The following is a 19,265-nucleotide window of genomic DNA, read 5'->3' as shown; positions in this document are numbered from 1 at the left end:
CGGCCCGGCCCGGTGCGGCCGGCGGGTTCAAGCGTGCACCGGCACGTCCACCCCGTCCTCCTCGTCACGGTCCTGCGCGAAGAACGTGGAGACCACCTCGGAGACCGCGCCGGCCACGCCGGGCCGCGCCGTCCACGGCTCCACCGCGGACAGCACCCCGAGCTCGACCAGGGCGCGCACCGTCTCCAGCGCCGCGGGCAGCTCCTCGCCGTCCCCGGTGGTGTCCAGCACGGCCTGCAGCTGCTGCGTCGTCATGGGCCCCAGCACGGAGGAGGTGACGACGCTGAGGCCCCCCACGACGGCGGCGGGGGTCGAGGAGGCGGCGAGCACGGTGGTGATCGCGGAGGCCAGGGCCCCGGCGGCGACGTCGCGGCGGGCCTCCACGTCGTGCAGCGCGTCCACGGGCCCGGGCACGTGGGTGCGCCCGTCGACGACCTCCACGACGCCGGCGGCGCTCCAGTCCAGCCACAGCGCCACCGGGTCCAGCACCTCGCCGACCTGCGCGCGCAGCGCGTCGATGACGGGGCCGTCCACGACGGGCTCCTCCCCCACCGGGACCCCGGCGCGCAGGGCGTCCAGGGCGCGCAGGGCACCGGTGACCACGGGCACGGCCTGCAGGTCGCGCAGCTCCTCCTCGGCCGGCACGGCCAGGGCCGCCGCCTCCAGGGCGTCCAGCACGCTGTGCTGGTCCGAGGCGGCGCCCGCGATGCCGCCGGAGGCGACGTCCAGGCAGTCCGCGAGCTCCTCCGGGTCCCCCCGCCAGGCGCCGGACTCGCCCAGGAACATCAGGTACGTCGTCCACGCCACGCGGACCTCGTCGACGAGCTCCTGCGGGTCCAGGCCGTTGTGCTCGGCGACGGCGGGGACGACCTCGGTGAACAGCTCGCGCAGCTGCGCCGGCGAGAACCACGTGGCGGAGCCCTGGACGATCGGCTCGCCGGAGTCGAGCAGCAGCCAGCCCAGCGACTCCATCAGGCGCGCCTCGAGGTCACCGGGCGCCAGGACCGCCTCGTCCTCCTCGGTCTCCAGGAAGGTGCGGTACGCCACCTGCAGGTCGCCCAGGGCGCGGCCCCCGGCCCGCAGGGGTGCGGGGCCGGGCGCGGGCCGCGTCCCGGTGGTGCGGCGGGCGGGCTTCTTCTTCTTCGGCACGGCGGCACCTCGGCGTCGGGGGCGGTCCCCCGCACCCTACCCAGCGTGGCCGTGGAAGGACCTGCCGTCAGGCGGGAGCGCCGGGCCCTGCCGGGCCCACCGCCCACCACCCCGACCCGGTGACGGGGAAGCGGCGGCCGCTCAGGTCGCCGCGCACCCGCACGAAGCGGCCCTTGCCGCCGGCCTGCCAGGGGGCCAGGTGCACCGAGGCGGTGTCCAGCAGCTCGGCCATGCGCGTGACCTGGTGCGCCACGCCGCGCAGCACGACGCTCCAGGCCAGGTCGCCGCTCACGCCGTCGACCTCGAAGGCCACGGGCGAGCCGGACGCGACCGCGGCCAGCTTGCCGCCGTCGGCCGTGCGGAACAGGACGCTGCCGTGGTCGACGGCGTGGTTGACGGGGAACACGTCCGGGCGCCCGTCGGCGTCCACCACGACGAAGCGGCCGTAGGGGGCCTGCCGCAGCAGCTCCCAGCAGGTGCGCTCGTCGAGGACCTCCACGCCGGGGACCGGCGCTGCGGCGCTCACCGGCCCAGCCCCCGCGCGAGGTCCTGCGCGCGGTCCTGCGTGAGGTCCACGACGCGGTCCCGCCCCGGTGGCGGGACCAGGCGGCGGTCAGCGTCGACGTGGTCCAGCGTCGCCACGGCGGGCACGGCGTGGGCGGCCCGGCCGGTGCCCCGCTCCCCCGGGAGCGCCCGGCGCTCGAGCGCGGTCAGCGCGGTCAGCGCGGTGAGGTGGCTCATGCCCCGACGGTGCCCCCCGCGGGTGCCGGTGGGGCAGGGCCGAAGGTCCCCACCGGGGTCCCGGCCGGTCGGGACCTCCGGCCCTGCCGGCGCCGCCCGCCCCGCAGCAGGCTGGAGGTGTTCCCGGGGCGGTCGGTCGCCCCGGTCCCACGTCCGGGAGGACACCGTGAGAGCTGCCGTCGTCACCGAGTTCGCCGCCCCGCTGCAGGTGCGCGAGGTCCCCGTGCCCACCCCGGGACCGGGTGACGTCCTGGTGCGCATCGAGGCCAGCGGCCTGTGCCACACCGACATCCACGCCGCGCACGGCGACTGGCCGGTGAAGCCGAACCCGCCGTTCGTGCCCGGCCACGAGGGCATCGGGATCGTCGAGGCGCTCGGGGAGGGGGTGACCTCCCGCCGCGTGGGCGAGCGGGTCGCGATCGCGTGGCTGGGCTCGGCGTGCGGCAGCTGCCGGCACTGCGTGAGCGGCTGGGAGACGCTGTGCGCGCAGCAGCGCAACTCCGGGTACTCCGTCGACGGCGCGTTCGCCGAGTACGCGGTGCTGCCGGCGGCGTTCGCCACCCCGGTCCTGGAGGGCATCACCCCGCTGGACGCCGCACCGCTGACGTGCGCGGGAGTGACCACCTACAAGGCCGTGAAGGTCGCCCGGGTGGCGCCCGCCGAGACGGTCGCCGTCTTCGGCATCGGCGGGCTGGGGCACCTGGCGCTGCAGTACGCGCGCATCGCCGGCGGCTTCACCGTGGCGGTGGACGTGCAGGAGGACAAGCTGCAGCTGGCGAAGGAGCTGGGCGCCGACCACCTCGTGAACGCCCGCGAGGTGGACGCCGCCGAGGCGGTGCAGGCCCTGGGCGGTGCCGACGTCAGCATCGCCCTGGCGGCCTCCCCGGCCTCCTTCGAGCAGGCGTACCGGGCACTGCGCCCCGGTGGCCGGCTGGTGTGCGTGGCGCTGCCCGCCGACGGCACCATCACCCTGCCCATCTTCGACACCGTCCTGCAGGGCAAGTCCGTCATCGGCTCCATCGTGGGCACCCGCAACGACCTGGCGGACGTTTTCGCCCTGCACGCCGCCGGCCGCACGCGGGTGGTGGCGGTGCCCCGCCCGCTGGAGAGCGTCAACGAGGCCATGGCCGACGTCCTCGCCGGCCGCGTGCCGGCCCGGGTGGTCTTCGAGCTCTGAGCGGCACCAGCACCCCCGGCGGCCCCGGCGGCCCCGGCGGCCCCGGCGGCCCCGGCGGCCCCGGCGCGCAGCGGACCCCGCGCGCCGGGGCCGCTGGGCGTGCTGCGGGGGCGGGTGCGAAGCTGTGCCCTGCACGGGCGGGTCCGGGCACGACGGAGACCGCGACGGGAGCGGGGGGACGACGCGCGGGACCATGGACGACGGCACGCACGAGAGCACCCAGCGACGACCCCGCGAGAGCGCCGGGGCGCTCGACGAGCCCGTCCCCGGTGAGGAGCGGGCGGACACCGGCGAGCGCTGGCACCTGGACCTGGAGCACCACCTGTCCTCGGTGCCGCTGGCCCGGCACTGGGTCGTGCAGCGGTGCACGGCGGTGCGGGTGCCGCTGCCGGTGCTGACGGTCGTGGAGCTGCTGACGGCCGAGCTGACCGCCAACGCCGTCCTGCACGGCCGCCCCCCGGTGCGGCTGGACCTGCGGCGCACCGCCGGGGAGGTGCGGGTGGCCGTCGCCGACGCCGGCAGCACCCCCCCGGTGCGGCGCACGGTCGGCCCGGAGGCCACCGGCGGGCGGGGCGTGGCCCTGGTGGACCTGCTCTCCAGCGAGTGGGGCGTCGAGCAGCACGGGGGCGGCAAGACGGTGTGGTTCACGGTCGCGCTGCCCGGCGGCTGAGCGCCGCGCACCGGTGCGCCGGTGGGGGCTCGCGCGTAGGGTCGGAAGTCCCTGGTCCTGAGCGCCCGCGCGCGCGAGGGTCGGTGCATCCACCGAGGAGGAAGCACGCATGTCCACGACCAGCGCCCCCACCACCACCACCACCGTGAAGGGCGCCACGCCGCAGCTCGTCGACGCCCTGGCCCACCCCACCCCGGACGAGGTGACCGCCCTCGACGCGTGGTGGCGGGCCTGCAACTACCTGACCGTGGGGCAGATCTACCTGCGCGCCAACCCGCTGCTGCGCGAGGAGCTGAGCAGCGAGCACATCAAGCCGCGCCTGCTGGGGCACTGGGGCACCAGCCCGGGCCTGTCCTTCGTGTACGCGCACCTGTCCCGGCTGATCCGCCGCACGGGGCAGTCCTCGCTCTTCCTCACCGGCCCGGGCCACGGCGGTCCCGCCCTGGTGGCGGCCGGCTACCTGGAGGGCACCTACACCGAGAAGTTCCCCCAGGTGACGCTGGACACCGAGGGCATGACGCGGCTGTTCCGGCAGTTCTCCGCCCCCGGCGGCATCCCCAGCCACGTGTCCGTGACGACACCCGGCTCCATCCACGAGGGCGGTGAGCTGGGGTACGTGCTCGTGCACGCCTTCGGCGCCGTCATGGACAACCCGGACCTGCTGGCGCTGGCCGTCGTGGGCGACGGCGAGGCGGAGACGGGCCCGCTGGAGGGCTCCTGGAAGGGGATCTCCTTCCTGGACCCCGCGCGCGACGGCGCGGTGCTGCCGGTGCTGCACCTGAACGGCGCGAAGATCTCCGGGCCGACGGTGCTGGCTCGCAAGGACCCCGCCGAGGTGCGCTCGCTGCTGGAGGGGCACGGCTACGAGGTGCTGGAGGTCGGCGGCGACGACCTGCCCGGCATGCACGAGCGGTTCGCCGCCACCCTGGCGCAGGCGTGGGGCCGCATCCGCGAGATCCAGACGTCCGCCCGCGCCGAGGGGGCGCCCGCCGACGCGCCCCGGCCGCGCTGGCCGCTCATCGTCCTGCGCACCCCCAAGGGGTGGACGGGCCCGGACCAGGTGGACGGCGTGCAGGTGCAGGGCACGTTCCGCTCGCACCAGGTGCCGCTGTCCGGGGTGCGCGACAACGCCGACCACCTGCGGCTGCTCGCCGAGTGGATGCGCTCCTACGGCCCCGACGACCTCTTCGACGCCTCCGGGGCCCCCGTGGAACTGGTCCGCTCCGCGAACCCGGAGGGGGACCTGCGCATGAGCGCCACCCCCCACGCCAACGGCGGCCTGCTCACGCAGGACCTGGACCTGCCCGACTTCCGCGACTACGCCGTGCAGGTGGACCGCCCGGCGGCGGGCCGCGCGGAGTCCACCCGCCGCCTGGGCGAGATGCTGCGGGACGTCTACGCCCGCAACCCCCGCACGTTCCGGTTGTTCTCCCCCGACGAGACGAACTCGAACCGCCTGGGTGCGGTGTTCGAGGTCTCCGACCGGGCGTTCGCCGAGCGCACGTACCCCGAGGACGTCTCGATCAGCCGCTCCGGGCGCGTCATGGAGGTCCTCAGCGAGCACAACTGCCACGGCTGGCTGGAGGGCTACACCCTCACCGGCCGGCACGGGATGTTCGCCACCTACGAGGCGTTCGCGATGGTCAGCGCCTCGCAGACCGTCCAGCACGCCAAGTGGCTGGAGGAGGCCGGCGGCCTGCCGTGGCGCGCCGACGTGCCGAGCCTGAACGTCCTGCTGACCTCCACCGCGTGGCGCAACGACCACAACGGCTTCTCCCACCAGGGGCCGGGCCTGCTGCAGGTGGCCATCACCCAGCGCCCGGAGGTCTCCCGGGTGTACCTGCCGCCGGACGCGAACTGCCTGCTGTCCGTCGCGGACCACTGCTTCCGCTCGCGGAACTACGTGAACCTGATCGTCATCGACAAGCAGCCGCAACTGCAGTACCTGTCGGTCGAGGAGGCGGTGGAGCACTGCCGCCGGGGCGCGTCGGTGTGGGAGTGGGCCGGCAACGACGACGGGCTAGCCGACCCGGACGTCGTCCTGGGCTGCGCCGGGGACGTGGTGACGATGGAGACGGTCGCGGCCGCGCAGATCCTGCGCGAGCGGCTGCCGCAGCTGCGCTTCCGCGTCGTCAACGTCGTGGACCTCATGGCGCTGCAGCGCCCCAAGGACCACCCGCACGGCATGAGCGACCTGGTGTTCCGGGAACTGTTCACCGACTCCGTCGACGTGGTCTTCGCCTTCCACGGGTTCCCCGGCGCGATCCACCAGGTCGTCCACGGCCGCCCCGACGCCGACCGCTTCCACGTGCGCGGGTTCATGGAGGAGGGCACCACCACCACGCCCTTCGACATGACCGTGCGCAACCGCGCGTCGCGGTACCACCTGGTGATGGACGCGCTCAACAACGCCCGCCGCCTGCCGCCGGGCGCCGGGGACCTGATGGCGTACTGCGAGGCGCAGCTGGCGCGCCACCACGACTACGTGGTGGAGCACCTGGAGGACATGCCCGAGGTGCGCGACTGGTCCCTGGGGGACTCCACCACGCTGGCCTGATCCGGCGGGCCGGGCCCGGCCGGGAGCGGGGTAGCGTCACCGGCGTGACGCACCCCGCTCCCCCCGCCGCGCCCACCCGCGAGGAGATCGCCGCCGCCGCCGCGCGGATCGCCGGCCGCGTCCGGCGCACCCCGGTGATCGAGTGGTCGGTGCCGGTGGGCGGCCGCGAGGTGCCCGTCACCGTGAAGCTGGAACTGCTCCAGCACACCGGCTCCTTCAAGCCCCGCGGGGCGTTCCACCGCGTCCTCACCGCTCCCGAGCGCCCGTCGCTGGTGGTGGCGGCCTCCGGCGGCAACCACGGCCTCGCCGTCGCCCACGCCGCCCGCGCCCTGGGGGTCGAGGCGGAGGTGTTCGTGCCCGAGTCCGCGCCCGCCGTGAAGGTCGCCGGCATCCGCGCCCGCGGCGCGCGGGTGACCCTGGTGGGCGCCTCCTACGCCGAGGCCGCCGCCGCGAGCGCCGAGCGGGCGAGCTCGCCCGGCGCGCTGGCCGTGCACGCCTACGACGACCCGGCGGTGCTGGCCGGGCAGGGCACGGTCGCCCTCGAGCTGTCCGAGCAGGCCCCGGACCTGGACACCGTGCTCGTCGCCACCGGCGGCGGCGGGCTGGTCGGCGGCATCGCCGCCTGGTACGGCCCCGGCACGCGGGTGGTGGGCGTGGAGACGCACGGCGCACCGACTCTGCACGCGGCCCTGGCGGCCGGCCGGCCGGTGGACGTGGAGGTCGGCGGGCTCGCGGCGGACTCCCTGGGTGCGCGGCGCATCGGCGAGCACGGGTTCGCGAGCGCCGTCGCGGCCGGGGTGCGCGCCGTCCTGGTGAGCGAGGAGGCGGTGCGCGCCGCGCGCCGGCTGCTGTGGCAGGAGCTGCGGGTGACCGCCGAACCCGGCGGGGCGGTGGCGCTGGCGGCGCTGCTGGACGGTGCCCACGTGCCGGGGGACGGAGAGCGGGTCGGGGTCGTGGTGTGCGGGGGCAACGCGGACCCGCACGACCTGGCGGAACCCCGCTGAGGGGACGGTCCCGGCCCGTCAGAGCGAGAAGCCGAACACCAGCGGGCCGAGGGTGAAGACGACGGCCGTGAGCAGCACCACGGCGACGAGGTTCAGCCACACCCCCGAGCGGACCATCTGCCCGATCGTGACGCGGCCGGTGCCGTACGCGATGGCGTTCGGCGGCGTCCCCACCGGCATCATGAACGAGCAGGAGGCGGCGAGCGCGGCCGGGACGAGCAGCAGCAGCGGCTCGGCGCCGACGCCGACGGCGACGGCGGCGAGCACCGGCAGGAAGGTCGCCGCGGTGGCGGTGTTCGAGGTGAGTTCCGTCAGCGCCAGGATCCCCAGCGCCACGGCGGCGACCAGCAGGACGAGCGGCAGCGCGTCCAGGCCGCTGAAGCGCTCGCCGATGTAGGTGTCCAGGCCGCTCGCCTGGATGGCGGCGGCCATCGACAGCCCGCCGCCGAACAGCAGCAGGACTCCCCACGGGACGCCCTTCTGCAAGGTCGACCAGTCCAGCGCGCCGCGGCCGCGCTGGCCCCGCACGGGCACGAGGAACAGCGCGATCAGCGCGGCGATCGCGATGCCGCCGTCGGACATCCGCGTGACGAGGGGGACGGCGTCCGTCAGCGCGGCCCAGTCGCTCAGCGGCGCGCGGAACACCCACAGCAGCGCCGTGGCGACGAACACGACGGCGACGGTCCACTCGCCGGCCGACATCCGGCCGAGGGCGCGCAGCTCCTCGGTGATCGCCTGCCGGCCCCCGGCGATCTCCCCGATGCGGGGCCGGTACTGGACCTTGGTGAGCAGCAGCCACGTGATCACGAGCATCACGACGGAGAGGGGCACACCGACGGCCATCCAGGTGGCGAAGCCGATCTCGATGCCCAGGCTCGACTCCGCCACGCCCGCCAGGATGAGGTTGGGCGGGCTGCCGACGAGCGTGGCCAGGCCGCCGATGGTGGCGGCGTAGGCGATGGCGAGCACGAGACCCGCCCCGAAGCGCTGCACCTCGTGCTCGGGCAGGGTGCCGCTCGTGCGGCGGTCGACGAGGGCGAGGACGCTGACGCCGATCGGCACCATCAGCAGCGTGGTCGCGGTGTTGCTCACCCACATCGACAGGAACGCCGTCGCGATCATCACGCCCAGCACGAGCCGGGTGGGGCGGGTCCCGACGACGCGCACCGTCGCCAGCGCGATGCGCTGGTGCAGGCCCCACCGCTGCATCGCCAGGGCGATGGCGAACCCCCCGAGGAACAGGAACACGGTGGGGTCGCCGTAGGCGGCGGTGGCCGTGCCCAGCTCGACCACCCCGGCCAGGGGGAAGACGACGATGGGCACCAGCGCGGTCGCCGCCAGCGGCAGCGCCTCCGTCATCCACCAGACGGCGATGAGCACCGCGAGCGCCGCGGTGACGCGCCCCTGCGGGGTGAGCGCCGGGGAGGCCGGCAGCGCCACGTGCACGAGCACGGCGAGCAGCGGCCCGAGGACCAGGCCGGCCCCCTGCAGCCGCGTGCGCCCCCCGGCGGCCCCCTCCCCCTCCCGCCCGCCGGGCGGGGGTCCACCCCGGTGCTCGACCCGCAGCTCCTCGGCCCGCTGCGGGCTCTCCGGCGCGGGCCGGCCGTCCTCGACTGCGCCCGCGGTGCCGCTCGCTGCTCTCCTCGTCCTCATGTCGCCGCCCCGTCTCCTCGTCGAGAGTGCTGAACGCCGGTGGTGCACCGCCGGGCGCGGGTCGTCCTCGGCCCGTCGCCCTCCAGCGTGCTCCCGCCGCGGCCGCTCAGCAGGTCGAGCGCGCCGCGCGCCGCCGCCGCACCGCGCCGGGCTGGGACACTGGTGCTCCCCGGGCGGGAGCCGCCCCGGGACGCGATCACGGGAGCTGTTGTGCTGCGCACGGTCATGCACGGGAAGATCCACCGGGCCACGGTCACGGAGGCCGACCTGCACTACGTCGGCTCGATCACCCTGGACGCCGACCTGTGCCGGGCCGCGGACCTGGTGGAGGGCGAGCGCGTCCAGGTCGTCGACGTCACCAACGGCGCGCGCCTGGAGACGTACGTCATCGTCGGCGAGGCCGGCAGCGGGGACGTGCGCATCAACGGCGCCGCCGCGCACCTCGTCCGCCCCGGCGACCTGGTGATCATCATCTCGTACGTGCAGCTCGACGAGGCCGAGCGCGCCGCGCACCGCCCCCGCGTGGTGCACGTGGACGGGACCAACCGCGTCGTGGCGCTGGGCTCGGACGCGGCCGAGCCGGTGCCGGGCGCCGAGGACCAGGTGCGCTCGCGGTAGCCGGCCACCCGCCGCAGCCGCACGCGGGTGACCGCGCCCGGCGCGGGGGCGTGCGGACAGCGGTCACGGGAGATGATGGGGCTCCCGTGTCCCGTCGAGCCGTGAGGAGCCGCCGTGCCCAGGCGCCGCGTCCACCTGTCCTCCCTCGGGCGCCGGGGGGCGGTCCCCTCCACCCGCAACCTCGCGCAGGACGGAGCCATCCCGACCGAGCCGCTGGGGCGCAGCAGCCTGGTGGACTCCGGCGTGTACGCCCGGGGCGAGCGGGTCGCCTCCCCGGCCACGCTGGCGGACACGTACCGCTGCCTGCACGAGGACGACGCCCGCATCGCGTGGATCGGGCTGTACCGCCCCTCCGCCACGGAACTGGGCTCGCTGGCCCGGGAGTTCGACCTGCACGAGCTGGCCGTCGAGGACGCGATCGTGGCGCACCAGCGACCCAAGCTGGAGCGCTACGGCGACACGCTGTTCGTGGTGCTGCGCGCAGCGCGCTACGACGACGCCGCCGAGGAGGTCGAGTTCGGCGAGCTGCACCTGTTCATCGGCCCGGACTTCGTCATCACCGTGCGGCACGCCGAGTCCCCCGATCTGGCGCAGGTGCGCCGGCGCATGGAGCTGGACCCGGAGATGCTGGCGCTGGGCACCGAGGCCGTGCTGTACGCGATCCTCGACGCGGTCGTCGACGGGTACGCCCCCGTGCTGCGCGGGCTGGAGAACGACATCGACGAGATCGAGGTGCAGGTCTTCGACGGCGACCCGTCGGTGTCGCGGCGCATCTACGAGCTGTCCAGGGAGGTGACGAACTTCCAGCGCGCGGTCGTCCCGTTGACCGCCGTGCTGGGCGGCCTCAGCGACGGCTTCGCGAAGTACCGCGTCGACGAGGAGCTGCAGCGCTACCTGCGCGACGTCACCGACCACGTCACGGTGGCCGCCGAGCGCATCGAGAACTTCCGCAGCCAGTTGCGCGACATCCTCACCGTGAACTCCACGCTGGTCGCGCAGCGGCAGAACGAGGAGATGCGCTCGCTGACGGAGGCGAGCTACGCGCAGAGCGAGGAGGTCAAGAAGATCTCCTCGTGGGCGGCGATCCTGTTCGCCCCCACGCTCGTCGGCGGGATCTACGGCATGAACTTCGAGCACATGCCGGAGCTGGACTGGACGTACGGTTACCCGCTGGCACTGCTGCTGATGTTCAGCAGCTGCCTGGTGCTGTACGTGGTGTTCAAGAGGAGGGGATGGCTGTGACCGGAGAACCGCAGCACGCCGACGCCGGGGCGGAGCTGTCCAGGCTGCGGCACAGCATCGACAACCTGGACGCCGCCCTGGTGCACCTGCTCGCCGAGCGGTTCAAGCTGACCGAGGCGGTGGGCCACCTCAAGGCCGCGCACCGGCTGCCGCCCGCGGACCCGGCCAGGGAGCAGCAGCAGACCGCGCGCCTTCGCGTGCTGGCCGTGGAGTCCGGCCTCGACCCCGTGTTCGCGGAGAAGTTCCTGGCGTTCGTCATCGCCGAGGTGATCCGCCACCACCGGGCCATCGGCGAGGTGGCCGGGTGACCCGGCGGGCGCCCGGGCGGCCGGCGAACGGGCTCGCCGCGGCCTGCGCCGCCGCGCTGCTGCTGGTCCTGGCCGGCGGCTGCACGAGCCCCGGCTCCCCCACCGGCGGGACGACCGCCCCTGCCGGGACCCCGACCGAGGAGGAGACCGTGACCCCCGCGAAGGAGACGCCCGGCTGGTGGAGCCCCGAGCCGGGCACCGCCTGGCAGTGGCAGCTGTCCGGCGACCTGGACCTCACCGTGGACGTGCCCGTCTACGACGTCGACCACCAGGTCCCCGGGGAGGTCGTCGACCGCTTGCACGCCGAGGGGCGCCGCGTGGTCTGCTACCTCAGCGCCGGCACCGTGGAGGCGTACCGCGACGACGCGCACCGCTTCCCCGCCGAGGTGGTCGGGAAGGTCCTGGGCGACTGGCCGGACGAGCGCTGGCTGGACGTGCGCCGCATCGACCTCATCGGCCCGGTGCTGCTGGACCGCCTCGACGAGTGCCGCGACAAGGGGTTCGACGCCGTCGAACCCGACAACGTCGACGCCTGGGCCAACGACAGCGGGTTCGACCTCACCGCCGCGGACCAGTTGCGCTTCAACCGCTGGATCGCCGCCGCCGCCCACGAGCGCGGCATGGGCGTGGCGCTGAAGAACGACCTCGACCAGGTCCGCGACCTCGTCGACGACTTCGACTTCGCCGTCAACGAGTCCTGCGCACGCTACGAGGAGTGCGACCTGCTGCAGCCGTTCGTGGACGCGGGCAAGGCGGTGCTGCACGTCGAGTACGACTTCACCCCGGAGCGGTTCTGCCGCACCGCGCACCGCCCGGGTTTCTCCTCGATGCTCAAGGACGGCGACCTGACGGCCTACCGGTACGTCTGCGACCACGACTGACCCGCCGCCCCCGCCACCGGGAACGCCGAGAGCCCACCCGGAGACCGGGTGGGCTCGGGCGCGGCCGGTGTCAGCAGTCGTCCCAGCGCCACTGGCCGTCCTCGACGGTCCAGCGCTCGCCGGTCACGTCACGGCCGGGTTCGGCGTAGGAGTAGTCGACCTGCGCGGTGCCGCCGGTCGCGCGGCTGGTCACCGCGGTGACGGCGGCGAACCCGGCGCCGGCGGCCGCGCGCAGCGCGTCGTCGGGCACGGCGGGCCGGCAGCGCAGCGACACCAGGCGCTGGGCGGTGGGGACGTCCCCGGCGAGCAGGGCGTCCGAACGCAGCCGCACCGCGACCTCCAGCTCCGTCGTGGTGCCCAGCGGCACGGGGGCGACGGCCTCGCCCTGCTCACCCTCCCCGACCGGGGCCGCCGCAGCGGCGCTCCCCGGAGCGGACGTCGCCGGGACGGGCGCGGCGGCCGTGCCGGCGGGCGCCGACGGGGCGGGCGCCGACGAGGTGGGTGCCGTCGGGGTGGGTGCCGTGGTGGTGGTGGGGGCCGCAGGAGCGGTGGGCGTGGCGGCGGTCGTCGGGGCGGCGGGGGAACCGTCCGCCGCACCGACCGCCGGGGCGCCGCACGCACCGCTCGCCGCCACCGCTGCGGTGAGCGCAGCGGTGGCGGCGAGGCGCGCGAGGGGGAACCTCACCACGCGTGCACGGTGTTCGAGGCAGCCGAGGCGGTGCCCGCACCGGCCGCGGTGACGGCCTGCACGGTGAACCGGTACCGGGCGCCGCGCACCGGCAGGGCCACGGTGGCGCTGCCGGCGGTGGCCGCGTGCACCGTCGGATCGGTCACCGTGGACAGCGGTGCGCCGAAGAACGACAGGCGGGTCGCCGTGATGCGGTAACCGGTGATCGGCGTCCCGCCGGTGCTCGGCGGGCTCCAGCGCACGGTGGCGGTGGCGGTCCGGTCCCAGATGCTGCCGGAGGAGGCGGTGCCGATGACCGGCGCACCCGGCAGCGTCGGGGCCGGCGTCGTCGGAACGGGCGTGCTCGGAACCGGCGTCGTCGGAACCGGCGTCGTCGGAACGGGCGTGCTCGGAACCGGCGTCGTCGGAACCGGGGTCGTCGGTTCCGGGGTCGCCGGGGTGCCGACGTAGCCGAACCGCGCGGCGGCGGGGGTGGCGAGGACCGTGTCGGTCGTGGGCGCGGTGATCCACGCCGAGCGCTGCCCGCCGTGCTCCTCCAGGGCGACGGTGGTGGACGCGTCCCCGGGGACGGTCAGCGGGACGGTGGTGCCCGCGGGCCCGCTGACGTGCACGCCCTCGTCGTCCACGTACGCGGTCACGCCGGTGCGCGCCTGGCGCCACTCGCTCGCGCGGCTGAGCTGGCGGCTCTGCTCGGTGAGGGTGGTCGTGATCAGCGGGGCGTCGGCGGTGTGGGTGGAGCGGTACGCCTCCAGCACGCCCTGCACCACGGGCAGCAGCAGCGCGTCCTCGGCGAGGTTGGACTGGTGCGCGTAGAAGGGGCGCGGGTCGTCGGCGAGGACGCGGCGCAGGGCGTTGCGGACCTCGAGCGGCTGGAGGTACTGCTCGTAGCTGCTGCGGGCCTGCTCGGCGTCCGCCGCCGGCAGCGGGGTGATGCACGTGGTCGTGGCGGGGTTGTCGTCGCAGACGCCGCTGCCGCCGGTGGTGCGCGAGGTGTAGTACCAGTTGTACTCGTCGATCTGGTCGAGGTACGTGCCGGTGTTGTAGTAGATGTTCATCGGGTACCGCGGCACGGTGACGGCCTCATCCACGGCGCGCGCGTCCGCCTCCCGGGAGGCGTCGGAGGCCAGCGTGGTCACCCCCGCGGCCTGCAGCGCCGGCGCCAGGAAGGGGTTGTCCTCCGGCTGGTTCGTCGTCATCAGCCCGGAGTGCTCCCCGGTGACCAGCTCGGTGGCGTCGAAGCGCGGCAGCGCGTTGGCCCGCGCCCAGTCGATGTTGTCGGTCACCTGCTGGGTGATGAACGCCTGCGACGCCCACTGCAGCCCGCCGCTCTCCTGGGCTTCGACGTCGGGGTCCTGGCGCGGCGTCTCGGCCGGATCGGTGGCGCAGTGCCACGGCTGCCCGACGACCGTGGGGGCGATCTGCACGCACCCCAGGTACGGGTGGCTGAAGGTGTGGTTCACCCAGGTGAACTCGTCCTTGCGGGCGAGGAAGGCGTCGGTGAGGGGGTCGGTGCCGCCGTTCTCCGTCTTCGCCGCGTCGCTGCCTCCGCCGTTGAAGACCATCGTCAGCTCGAAGTCCTGGGCCTGCTGCCACTCCGACAGGCGCTGCACGTCGGCGTCCGTCATGCGGATGTCCGTCGTGGTGACGGCGGGGTCGACGCAGTCGTCGCCGGGGGTGCAGTTCCCGTCGGCGCTCCAGCGGCCGTCGGGCAGGAAGACGTCGTCGACCTGGACGTCGAAGTAGGAGCGGTGGTACCCGAGGTGCACGCCGCGGGTCATCCACGAGACGATCCCGTGCCCGACCGTGCTGAACCACTGCATGGACTCGTTGTAGGCGGCGGACACCATGAGCTGCACGCGCCCGCCGGACTCGAACTCCCAGGCGATGCTGCCGTCGACGTCGCCCTGGCGGGCGGTGAGCAGCGGGGTGACGCGCTCACCGTCCGCGGGGGCCGGTTGGGCGAGGTACCCGTACACCTCCAGCGTCCCCGCGTCGACGTCGTCGACGGGGAACGACCCCGACAACTCCGAGAAACCGTCGGTCTGGCCGTCGGCGGTGACGGTGCCGGCGGCGCCGTCGAGGGAACCGGCATACGTGGCGCTGCCCCCGGTTCCCGTGCCGGGGTAGACGTACGCGTTGACCTGACGCACGCCGAAGCGGCGCTCGTAGGCGGCCAGGGCGTCCAGTTCTTCCTGGCTCACCCCGGCGGGAGCGGCGTTGGGCAGCACGACGGCCTGGTAGCGAGCCGCACCGGTGACCGGGTCGACGAGGAACTGCTCGTCGATGGCGGGGCGGTCCCCGGCGGTGAGGTCGACGCGGGTGTGGGGAACGCCCTCGCGGTCCAGCTGGGCGGCGATCGCGTTCACCGAGGGGCCGCCGTCGGCGACGACGAGCACCTCCAGGTTCACGCGGGTTCCGGTGGCCGCCTGCGCGGGCACCGCGGCCGACAGCGGCAGCGCCACCGAACCGGTCAGGGCCAGCAGCAGCAGGCGTGCGGCGGTGCTGTGGTGGCGGGTGTTCCTGCGCCTGGGCGGCATGCCGTCCTCCGTCTTCCTGTCAGGGTTTCGTGAGGACGGTAAGCACCGCCGGTGACCTGGCCGGCGATACCAGCCGCGGTGGCACCAGGTCGGGGGTGAAGTTCACCCGCACCACCCACCGCGTGACGGGGGGGATGCCAGCCCTCACCGCACGTGACCGGTTTCGGCGTGAATGCGGTGCGTCACCGGTGTGTCGCAGCAGCTCACCCCTTCGGAGCAGCACCGGCACGACGTTCGACCTCCACGACCCCGCACACGGGTGAACCCGCTGCGGGTCCCTCGGGGCGGTACGGGGGTTCCGTTACCGTCGCTGCCCGTGACGGCCGGTGGGAGATCGGCCCCTGACGAGGAGGAACCATGCGGGTTCGCCGGTGGAAGCGCGGGGACGCGACGAACCGTGACGAGGCGGAACTGCGCGCCGAGGTCGATCGCCTGAACCAGGAGGTGCTGCGCCTGCGCCTGGAACGTCAGCGGCCGGTGAGCATCGGCAGCGTCGCGGAACAGCTCAGCGCCCTGGCCGCGGTCCGTGCCGACACGGCCACCGCGTCGCGCGCGCAGGACCAGCTGGAGGAGCAGGACCAGGCGCACCACGTCCTGGCGCAGGCGGAGTCGATGCGGCAGTCGCTGCTGGACGTGCTCGACCAGCTGGTCGTGGCCGCCTCGCAGATGCAGCGCCAGTTGCTGGCGGGAACCTCCGTCATGGAGATCGACCGGCGCGTGCTGGACCGCCGCCGCCGGGCAGCGGATCGCGGCCAGGCGCAGCCCGGCGGGGACGGTGCCCCGGCACCGGGCGCCCAGGCTCCCGCGGAGCGGGTCGCCGGGTGACGACCGCGGACCACCGCGGCGGGCGGCCCGCCGCGCAGGCCGAGGTCCGCGTGCTGGTGCTGGCCGGTACCGCCGACCTCGAGGACGACCCCGTGACACGGGCCTGGCTGCGGCTGCTGGAACGCACCGGGTGCCCGCACGAACTGCACCGGCCCACGGCCGCGCAGCCGCTGCGCGACGAGGACCTGCAGCACCCCGGCGGCACCGGCCGCTTCCACGCCGTGGTGCGCACCACGACCGCCGCCGGCGACCTGGACCCCGCGTCCGCGGCGGTTCTCACCGCGTACCGCCGCCGCCACGGCGTGCGGCTGCTGCGCGCCTACGAGTTCCCCGGGCCCGGCAGCGGCGTGGTGGGGGCGACCGGGGCCCCCACCGACGGCTCGACCGCCCGGGTGACCGCCGCCGGCTCCCGGGTGTTCGGCGACCTGCGCGGGGAGTTCCCCCTGGCCCCCGGCTGCTGGGCGTACCTGGGCCGCGTCGAGGACGGAGGCCCCTTCACCCCCCTGCTCGTCACCGGGGACGGCGCCCCCCTCGCCGGCGCGCTGGACGCCGGCGACGGCCTGGAGGACCTGCTGGTCCTCGTGAACACCGCCGAGGACTCCCTGCACGGCCTGCTGCTGGCGCGCGGCCTGCTGACGTGGGTGACGCGCGGCGTGCACCTGGGCGTGCTGCGGCACGCCCTGTCCTGCCACGTCGACGACGTGTTCCTGGCGAACTGGATGACGCCCGGGGTGCGGGTGGGCGAGACGGCGCCGACGGTGCGCATGCGGGCCGAGGACGTCGGGGTCCTCGTCGCCTGGCAGCGCGAGCACTCCTTCACCCTGGACCTGGCGCACAACGGCGCCGGCGCGGACGCGGACGACCCCCTCACCCGAGCCCTGCTGTCGGCAGCGGGCGAGTTCCGCTGGATCAACCACACGTGGGACCACCGCGACCTCGACGACCTGGACGAGCAGGGCCTGCACGAGCAGGTGGAGCGGAACCGCAGCTGGGCCGAACGGGCCGGCGTGCCGGCCAGCCCCACCGCCCTGGTCACCGGTGCGCACTCCGGGCTCGGGAACCCCGCGCTGCCGCGGGTCCTGGCACGCGCGGGCGTCACCGCCGTGGCCGCCGACGCCTCCCGCGGCCCGGCCCCGGACGTGCTGGGGACGGCCACCGTGGTACCGCGCCACCCCACGGAGGTCACCACGCACGTCAGCACCTGGGCGGCGCTGCTGGCGGACCAGGAGCGCCGGCACGGGGCGCCGGCCCCCTCGCGCGAGGAGTTCCTGCGCGCGCAGGCGGAGGTCGTGCTGGGCCGCGTGCTCGCCGGCGACCCGCGCCCGCTCTTCGCCCACCAGTCGAACGTCACCGGCGACCGGGTCCTCCTGGACGTCCTGGCACGGGTGCTCGCCGAGCACGCGCGCCTGCTGGCACCGGCGACGGTGCTGCTGAACCCGTCCATGGACGAGGTGGCGCACGAGCTGCGCCGGCGCCAGGGGTGGCGGGCGGCGCTCGCGGCCGGCGCGGTGCGCGCCCGCACGGGCGCCGGGGAACTGCTCCTGGAGGTGGACGTGGAGGCCGACGTGGAGGTGGAGGTCCCGGTGACGCTGCCCGCGGGCGCCGGTGCCGGCGAGCCGTGCGCGGGGGCGCGCTGCGGCTGGCTGCCCGTCGCGGCCGGCGGCGCGGTGCGCGTGGCGCTGGGGGCGGCGGCGTGAGCGCCGCGGACCTCGTGCGCCCGGCGGCCGGAGCTCGCGCCGACGGCCCGCGCGTGACGCTGTTCGCCGAGGGCACGTACCCGTTCGTCGTGGGCGGGGTGAGCACGTGGTGCGACCTGCTGCTGCGGGGGCTGCCCGGCGTGCGCTGGTCGGTGTTCGCGCTGACCGGCGCGGAACTGGAGGAACCCGTCTTCGAGCTGCCGCCGAACGCGACGCTGGGCGGGCACCTGCAGCTGTGGGGCCCGCGCGAGCCGCGGCGCACCGGTCCGCGACCGCCGCGACGGCGCCGCCGCCGGGAACTGGCCGCGGAACTGGTGCAGGGCCTGCTGGGCTGGTCGCCCGACCCGCTGGACCTGGTGCCCGCGCTGGTGTGGTGCCGGCAGAACCCGGACCTCGTGCTGCCCACGTTCCGCGACGAGGAGACGTGGCGGCAGTACGTCGAGGCGCTGGCGCGGGTGCTCTCGGAGGAGCACCCGGAACTGGGCGAGCCCGCGCCGTTCGACCTCGACCGCGCCGTGGAGACGTACCAGACGATCTCCTGGGTGGCGCGCACCGCGGCCGAGCCCACGCCCGACGCGGACGTCTCGCTGGTGACGGCGGCCGGGTGGTCGGCGGTCCCCGCGGCGGTGGACAAGGCGCTGCACGACCGGCCGGTGGTGCTGTCCGAGCACGGCGTGTACGTCCGGGAGAACTACCTGGCGGCCGTGCGTTCCGGCACCGACGCCGCCGGCCGGTTCGTGCCCACGCGCCTGGCGCGAGGGCTGACCCGCCTGGCGTACGCCGTCTCGGACGTGGTCACGCCGGTCGCGGAGGCGAACGCGGCGTGGGAGGAGGGGCTGGGCGTGGCGCCGGAACGCATCGTCGTCGTCCCCAACGGGGTACCCGCCCCGGGGGCGCCCGCGCCGGCGCCGCGCACCCGCACGGTCGTCAGCGTGGGACGCCTGGACCCCCTGAAGGACGTGCCGACGATGCTGCGGGTGGCCGCGGCGGTGCGCCGGCGCGTGCCGGACGCGCAGTTCCTGCACTACGGCCCCGTGCCGCGCGGTCAGGAGGAGTACGCGCGCTCGTGCCACGAGCTGCACGCGGCGCTGGGGCTGGGCGAGGGGTTCCGGTTCATGGGCCCCACCAAGGACCCCACGGGCGTGGTGCGCGAGGCCGACGTGGTGCTCATGACGAGCATCTCCGAGGGGTTCCCCATGTCCGTGCTGGAGGCGCTGTCGCAGGCGCGACCGGTGGTCACCACGCTCGTGGGCGGGGTGCTGGACGCGATGCGGGGCGCGGGGATGACGGCGCCGCCCGGGGACGTGCACGGGCTGGCGGACGCGGTGTGCGCGCTGCTGCTGGACCCGGGGTTCGCGGAACTGCTGGGCCGGCGCGGGCACGCGCGGGTGACGAGGCTGTTCGGGCAGGACCGCTGCCTGGACGGGTACGCGGCGGTGCTGGGGGCGCTGGCCGCCGACGTGCGCGGCGTGCCGGCGGCAGCGGTGGTCGCGGCGGGGACGGTGGCCGGGTGAGGAC

The 19,265-nt window shown here is 75.4% G+C and carries 17 protein-coding genes; 11 read left to right on the top strand and 6 right to left on the bottom strand.

Annotated elements, in window-relative coordinates; genetic code table 11:
- Window positions 1-27: 27 nt before the first annotated feature.
- The 3 genes from ACRYM0_RS01840 to ACRYM0_RS01830 form a co-directional block, all read right to left on the bottom strand.
- Window positions 28-1,149, bottom strand: coding sequence for a hypothetical protein (locus ACRYM0_RS01840; RefSeq protein WP_432501566.1), 1,122 nt, complete (start codon window positions 1,147-1,149; stop codon window positions 28-30).
- 67 nt (window positions 1,150-1,216) lie between these two features.
- Window positions 1,217-1,675 carry a pyridoxamine 5'-phosphate oxidase family protein gene (locus ACRYM0_RS01835; RefSeq protein WP_432501564.1) on the bottom strand — a complete coding sequence of 153 codons (459 nt, stop codon included), beginning with the start codon at window positions 1,673-1,675 and terminating at the stop codon, window positions 1,217-1,219.
- Window positions 1,672-1,890, bottom strand: a complete 219-nt coding sequence (locus ACRYM0_RS01830; RefSeq protein ID WP_432501562.1) for a hypothetical protein — start codon at window positions 1,888-1,890, stop codon at window positions 1,672-1,674. The genes ACRYM0_RS01835 and ACRYM0_RS01830 overlap by 4 nt, the downstream gene beginning before the upstream one ends.
- A 166-nt stretch (window positions 1,891-2,056) precedes the next feature.
- Between ACRYM0_RS01830 and ACRYM0_RS01825 the strand changes: the two genes are divergently transcribed.
- From ACRYM0_RS01825 to ACRYM0_RS01810, 4 genes are all read left to right on the top strand, one after another.
- The gene (locus ACRYM0_RS01825) at window positions 2,057-3,067 is read left to right on the top strand and encodes a zinc-dependent alcohol dehydrogenase (RefSeq protein WP_432501559.1); all 1,011 of its coding nucleotides are present in this window, start codon (window positions 2,057-2,059) and stop codon (window positions 3,065-3,067) included.
- A 193-nt stretch (window positions 3,068-3,260) separates the two neighbouring features.
- A complete protein-coding gene (locus ACRYM0_RS01820; RefSeq protein WP_432501556.1) occupies window positions 3,261-3,737 on the top strand; it encodes an ATP-binding protein in 477 nt (158 codons plus the stop codon).
- A gap of 109 nt (window positions 3,738-3,846) precedes the next feature.
- Window positions 3,847-6,294, top strand: coding sequence for a phosphoketolase family protein (locus tag ACRYM0_RS01815; RefSeq protein WP_432501554.1), 2,448 nt, complete (start codon window positions 3,847-3,849; stop codon window positions 6,292-6,294).
- A 44-nt stretch (window positions 6,295-6,338) separates the two neighbouring features.
- Complete coding sequence (locus ACRYM0_RS01810) at window positions 6,339-7,298, top strand: threonine/serine dehydratase (RefSeq protein ID WP_432501553.1); 960 nt, start codon at window positions 6,339-6,341, stop codon at window positions 7,296-7,298.
- An 18-nt stretch (window positions 7,299-7,316) separates the two neighbouring features.
- Here the strand turns inward: ACRYM0_RS01810 and ACRYM0_RS01805 are convergent, their stop codons facing one another.
- Window positions 7,317-8,951 carry an SLC13 family permease gene (locus ACRYM0_RS01805; RefSeq protein ID WP_432501552.1) on the bottom strand — a complete coding sequence of 545 codons (1,635 nt, stop codon included), beginning with the start codon at window positions 8,949-8,951 and terminating at the stop codon, window positions 7,317-7,319.
- A gap of 210 nt (window positions 8,952-9,161) precedes the next feature.
- Between ACRYM0_RS01805 and panD the strand changes: the two genes are divergently transcribed.
- The 4 genes from panD to ACRYM0_RS01785 all read left to right on the top strand — a co-directional run bounded on the left by panD (window position 9,162) and on the right by ACRYM0_RS01785 (window position 12,000).
- Window positions 9,162-9,569, top strand: coding sequence for an aspartate 1-decarboxylase (gene panD, locus ACRYM0_RS01800; protein WP_432501550.1), 408 nt, complete (start codon window positions 9,162-9,164; stop codon window positions 9,567-9,569).
- 114 nt (window positions 9,570-9,683) lie between these two features.
- Window positions 9,684-10,811 carry a magnesium/cobalt transporter CorA gene (gene corA / locus ACRYM0_RS01795; RefSeq protein ID WP_432501549.1) on the top strand — a complete coding sequence of 376 codons (1,128 nt, stop codon included), beginning with the start codon at window positions 9,684-9,686 and terminating at the stop codon, window positions 10,809-10,811.
- Window positions 10,808-11,119 (top strand): chorismate mutase, encoded by a 312-nt coding sequence (locus ACRYM0_RS01790; protein ID WP_432501548.1) that lies wholly within the window; start codon window positions 10,808-10,810, stop codon window positions 11,117-11,119. The genes corA and ACRYM0_RS01790 overlap by 4 nt, the downstream gene beginning before the upstream one ends.
- On the top strand, window positions 11,116-12,000 hold the full coding sequence (locus ACRYM0_RS01785) for an endo alpha-1,4 polygalactosaminidase (protein WP_432501545.1): 885 nt from the start codon (window positions 11,116-11,118) through the stop codon (window positions 11,998-12,000). Before ACRYM0_RS01790 ends, ACRYM0_RS01785 begins: the two co-directional genes overlap by 4 nt.
- Before the next feature lie 70 nt (window positions 12,001-12,070).
- Here the strand turns inward: ACRYM0_RS01785 and ACRYM0_RS01780 are convergent, their stop codons facing one another.
- Entirely contained in the window at window positions 12,071-12,688 is a 618-nt protein-coding gene (locus ACRYM0_RS01780; protein ID WP_432501543.1) for a hypothetical protein, read from the bottom strand.
- Entirely contained in the window at window positions 12,682-15,225 is a 2,544-nt protein-coding gene (locus ACRYM0_RS01775) for a fibronectin type III domain-containing protein (RefSeq protein WP_432501541.1), read from the bottom strand. The genes ACRYM0_RS01780 and ACRYM0_RS01775 overlap by 7 nt, the downstream gene beginning before the upstream one ends.
- 357 nt (window positions 15,226-15,582) lie before the next feature.
- Between ACRYM0_RS01775 and ACRYM0_RS01770 the strand changes: the two genes are divergently transcribed.
- From ACRYM0_RS01770 to pelF, 3 genes are read left to right on the top strand one after another with little or no spacing between them, the layout of a single operon-like run.
- Window positions 15,583-16,050: a hypothetical protein gene (locus ACRYM0_RS01770; protein WP_432501539.1), complete on the top strand. Its 468-nt coding sequence runs from the start codon at window positions 15,583-15,585 to the stop codon at window positions 16,048-16,050.
- Entirely contained in the window at window positions 16,047-17,747 is a 1,701-nt protein-coding gene (locus ACRYM0_RS01765) for a hypothetical protein (protein WP_432501537.1), read from the top strand. The genes ACRYM0_RS01770 and ACRYM0_RS01765 overlap by 4 nt, the downstream gene beginning before the upstream one ends.
- Window positions 17,744-19,261: a GT4 family glycosyltransferase PelF gene (gene pelF / locus ACRYM0_RS01760; RefSeq protein ID WP_432501535.1), complete on the top strand. Its 1,518-nt coding sequence runs from the start codon at window positions 17,744-17,746 to the stop codon at window positions 19,259-19,261. The genes ACRYM0_RS01765 and pelF overlap by 4 nt, the downstream gene beginning before the upstream one ends.
- Window positions 19,262-19,265: the final 4 nt, after the last annotated feature.

Source organism: Kineococcus arenarius subsp. arenarius, assembly GCF_050871845.1.
Taxonomy (GTDB): domain Bacteria; phylum Actinomycetota; class Actinomycetes; order Actinomycetales; family Kineococcaceae; genus Kineococcus.
The sequence above is the reverse complement of the archived record's forward strand: the minus strand, read 5'-3'. Positions and strand labels throughout refer to the sequence as shown.

Coding starts and splice junctions, on each gene's coding strand:
- ACRYM0_RS01820 (WP_432501556.1), top strand. CDS start 3,261: ATGGACGACGGCACGCACGAGAGCACCCAGCGACGACCCCGCGAGAGC.
- ACRYM0_RS01815 (WP_432501554.1), top strand. CDS start 3,847: ATGTCCACGACCAGCGCCCCCACCACCACCACCACCGTGAAGGGCGCC.
- ACRYM0_RS01775 (WP_432501541.1), bottom strand. CDS start 15,225: ATGCCGCCCAGGCGCAGGAACACCCGCCACCACAGCACCGCCGCACGC.
- ACRYM0_RS01770 (WP_432501539.1), top strand. CDS start 15,583: ATGCGGGTTCGCCGGTGGAAGCGCGGGGACGCGACGAACCGTGACGAG.
- ACRYM0_RS01805 (WP_432501552.1), bottom strand. CDS start 8,951: ATGAGGACGAGGAGAGCAGCGAGCGGCACCGCGGGCGCAGTCGAGGAC.
- ACRYM0_RS01830 (WP_432501562.1), bottom strand. CDS start 1,890: ATGAGCCACCTCACCGCGCTGACCGCGCTGACCGCGCTCGAGCGCCGG.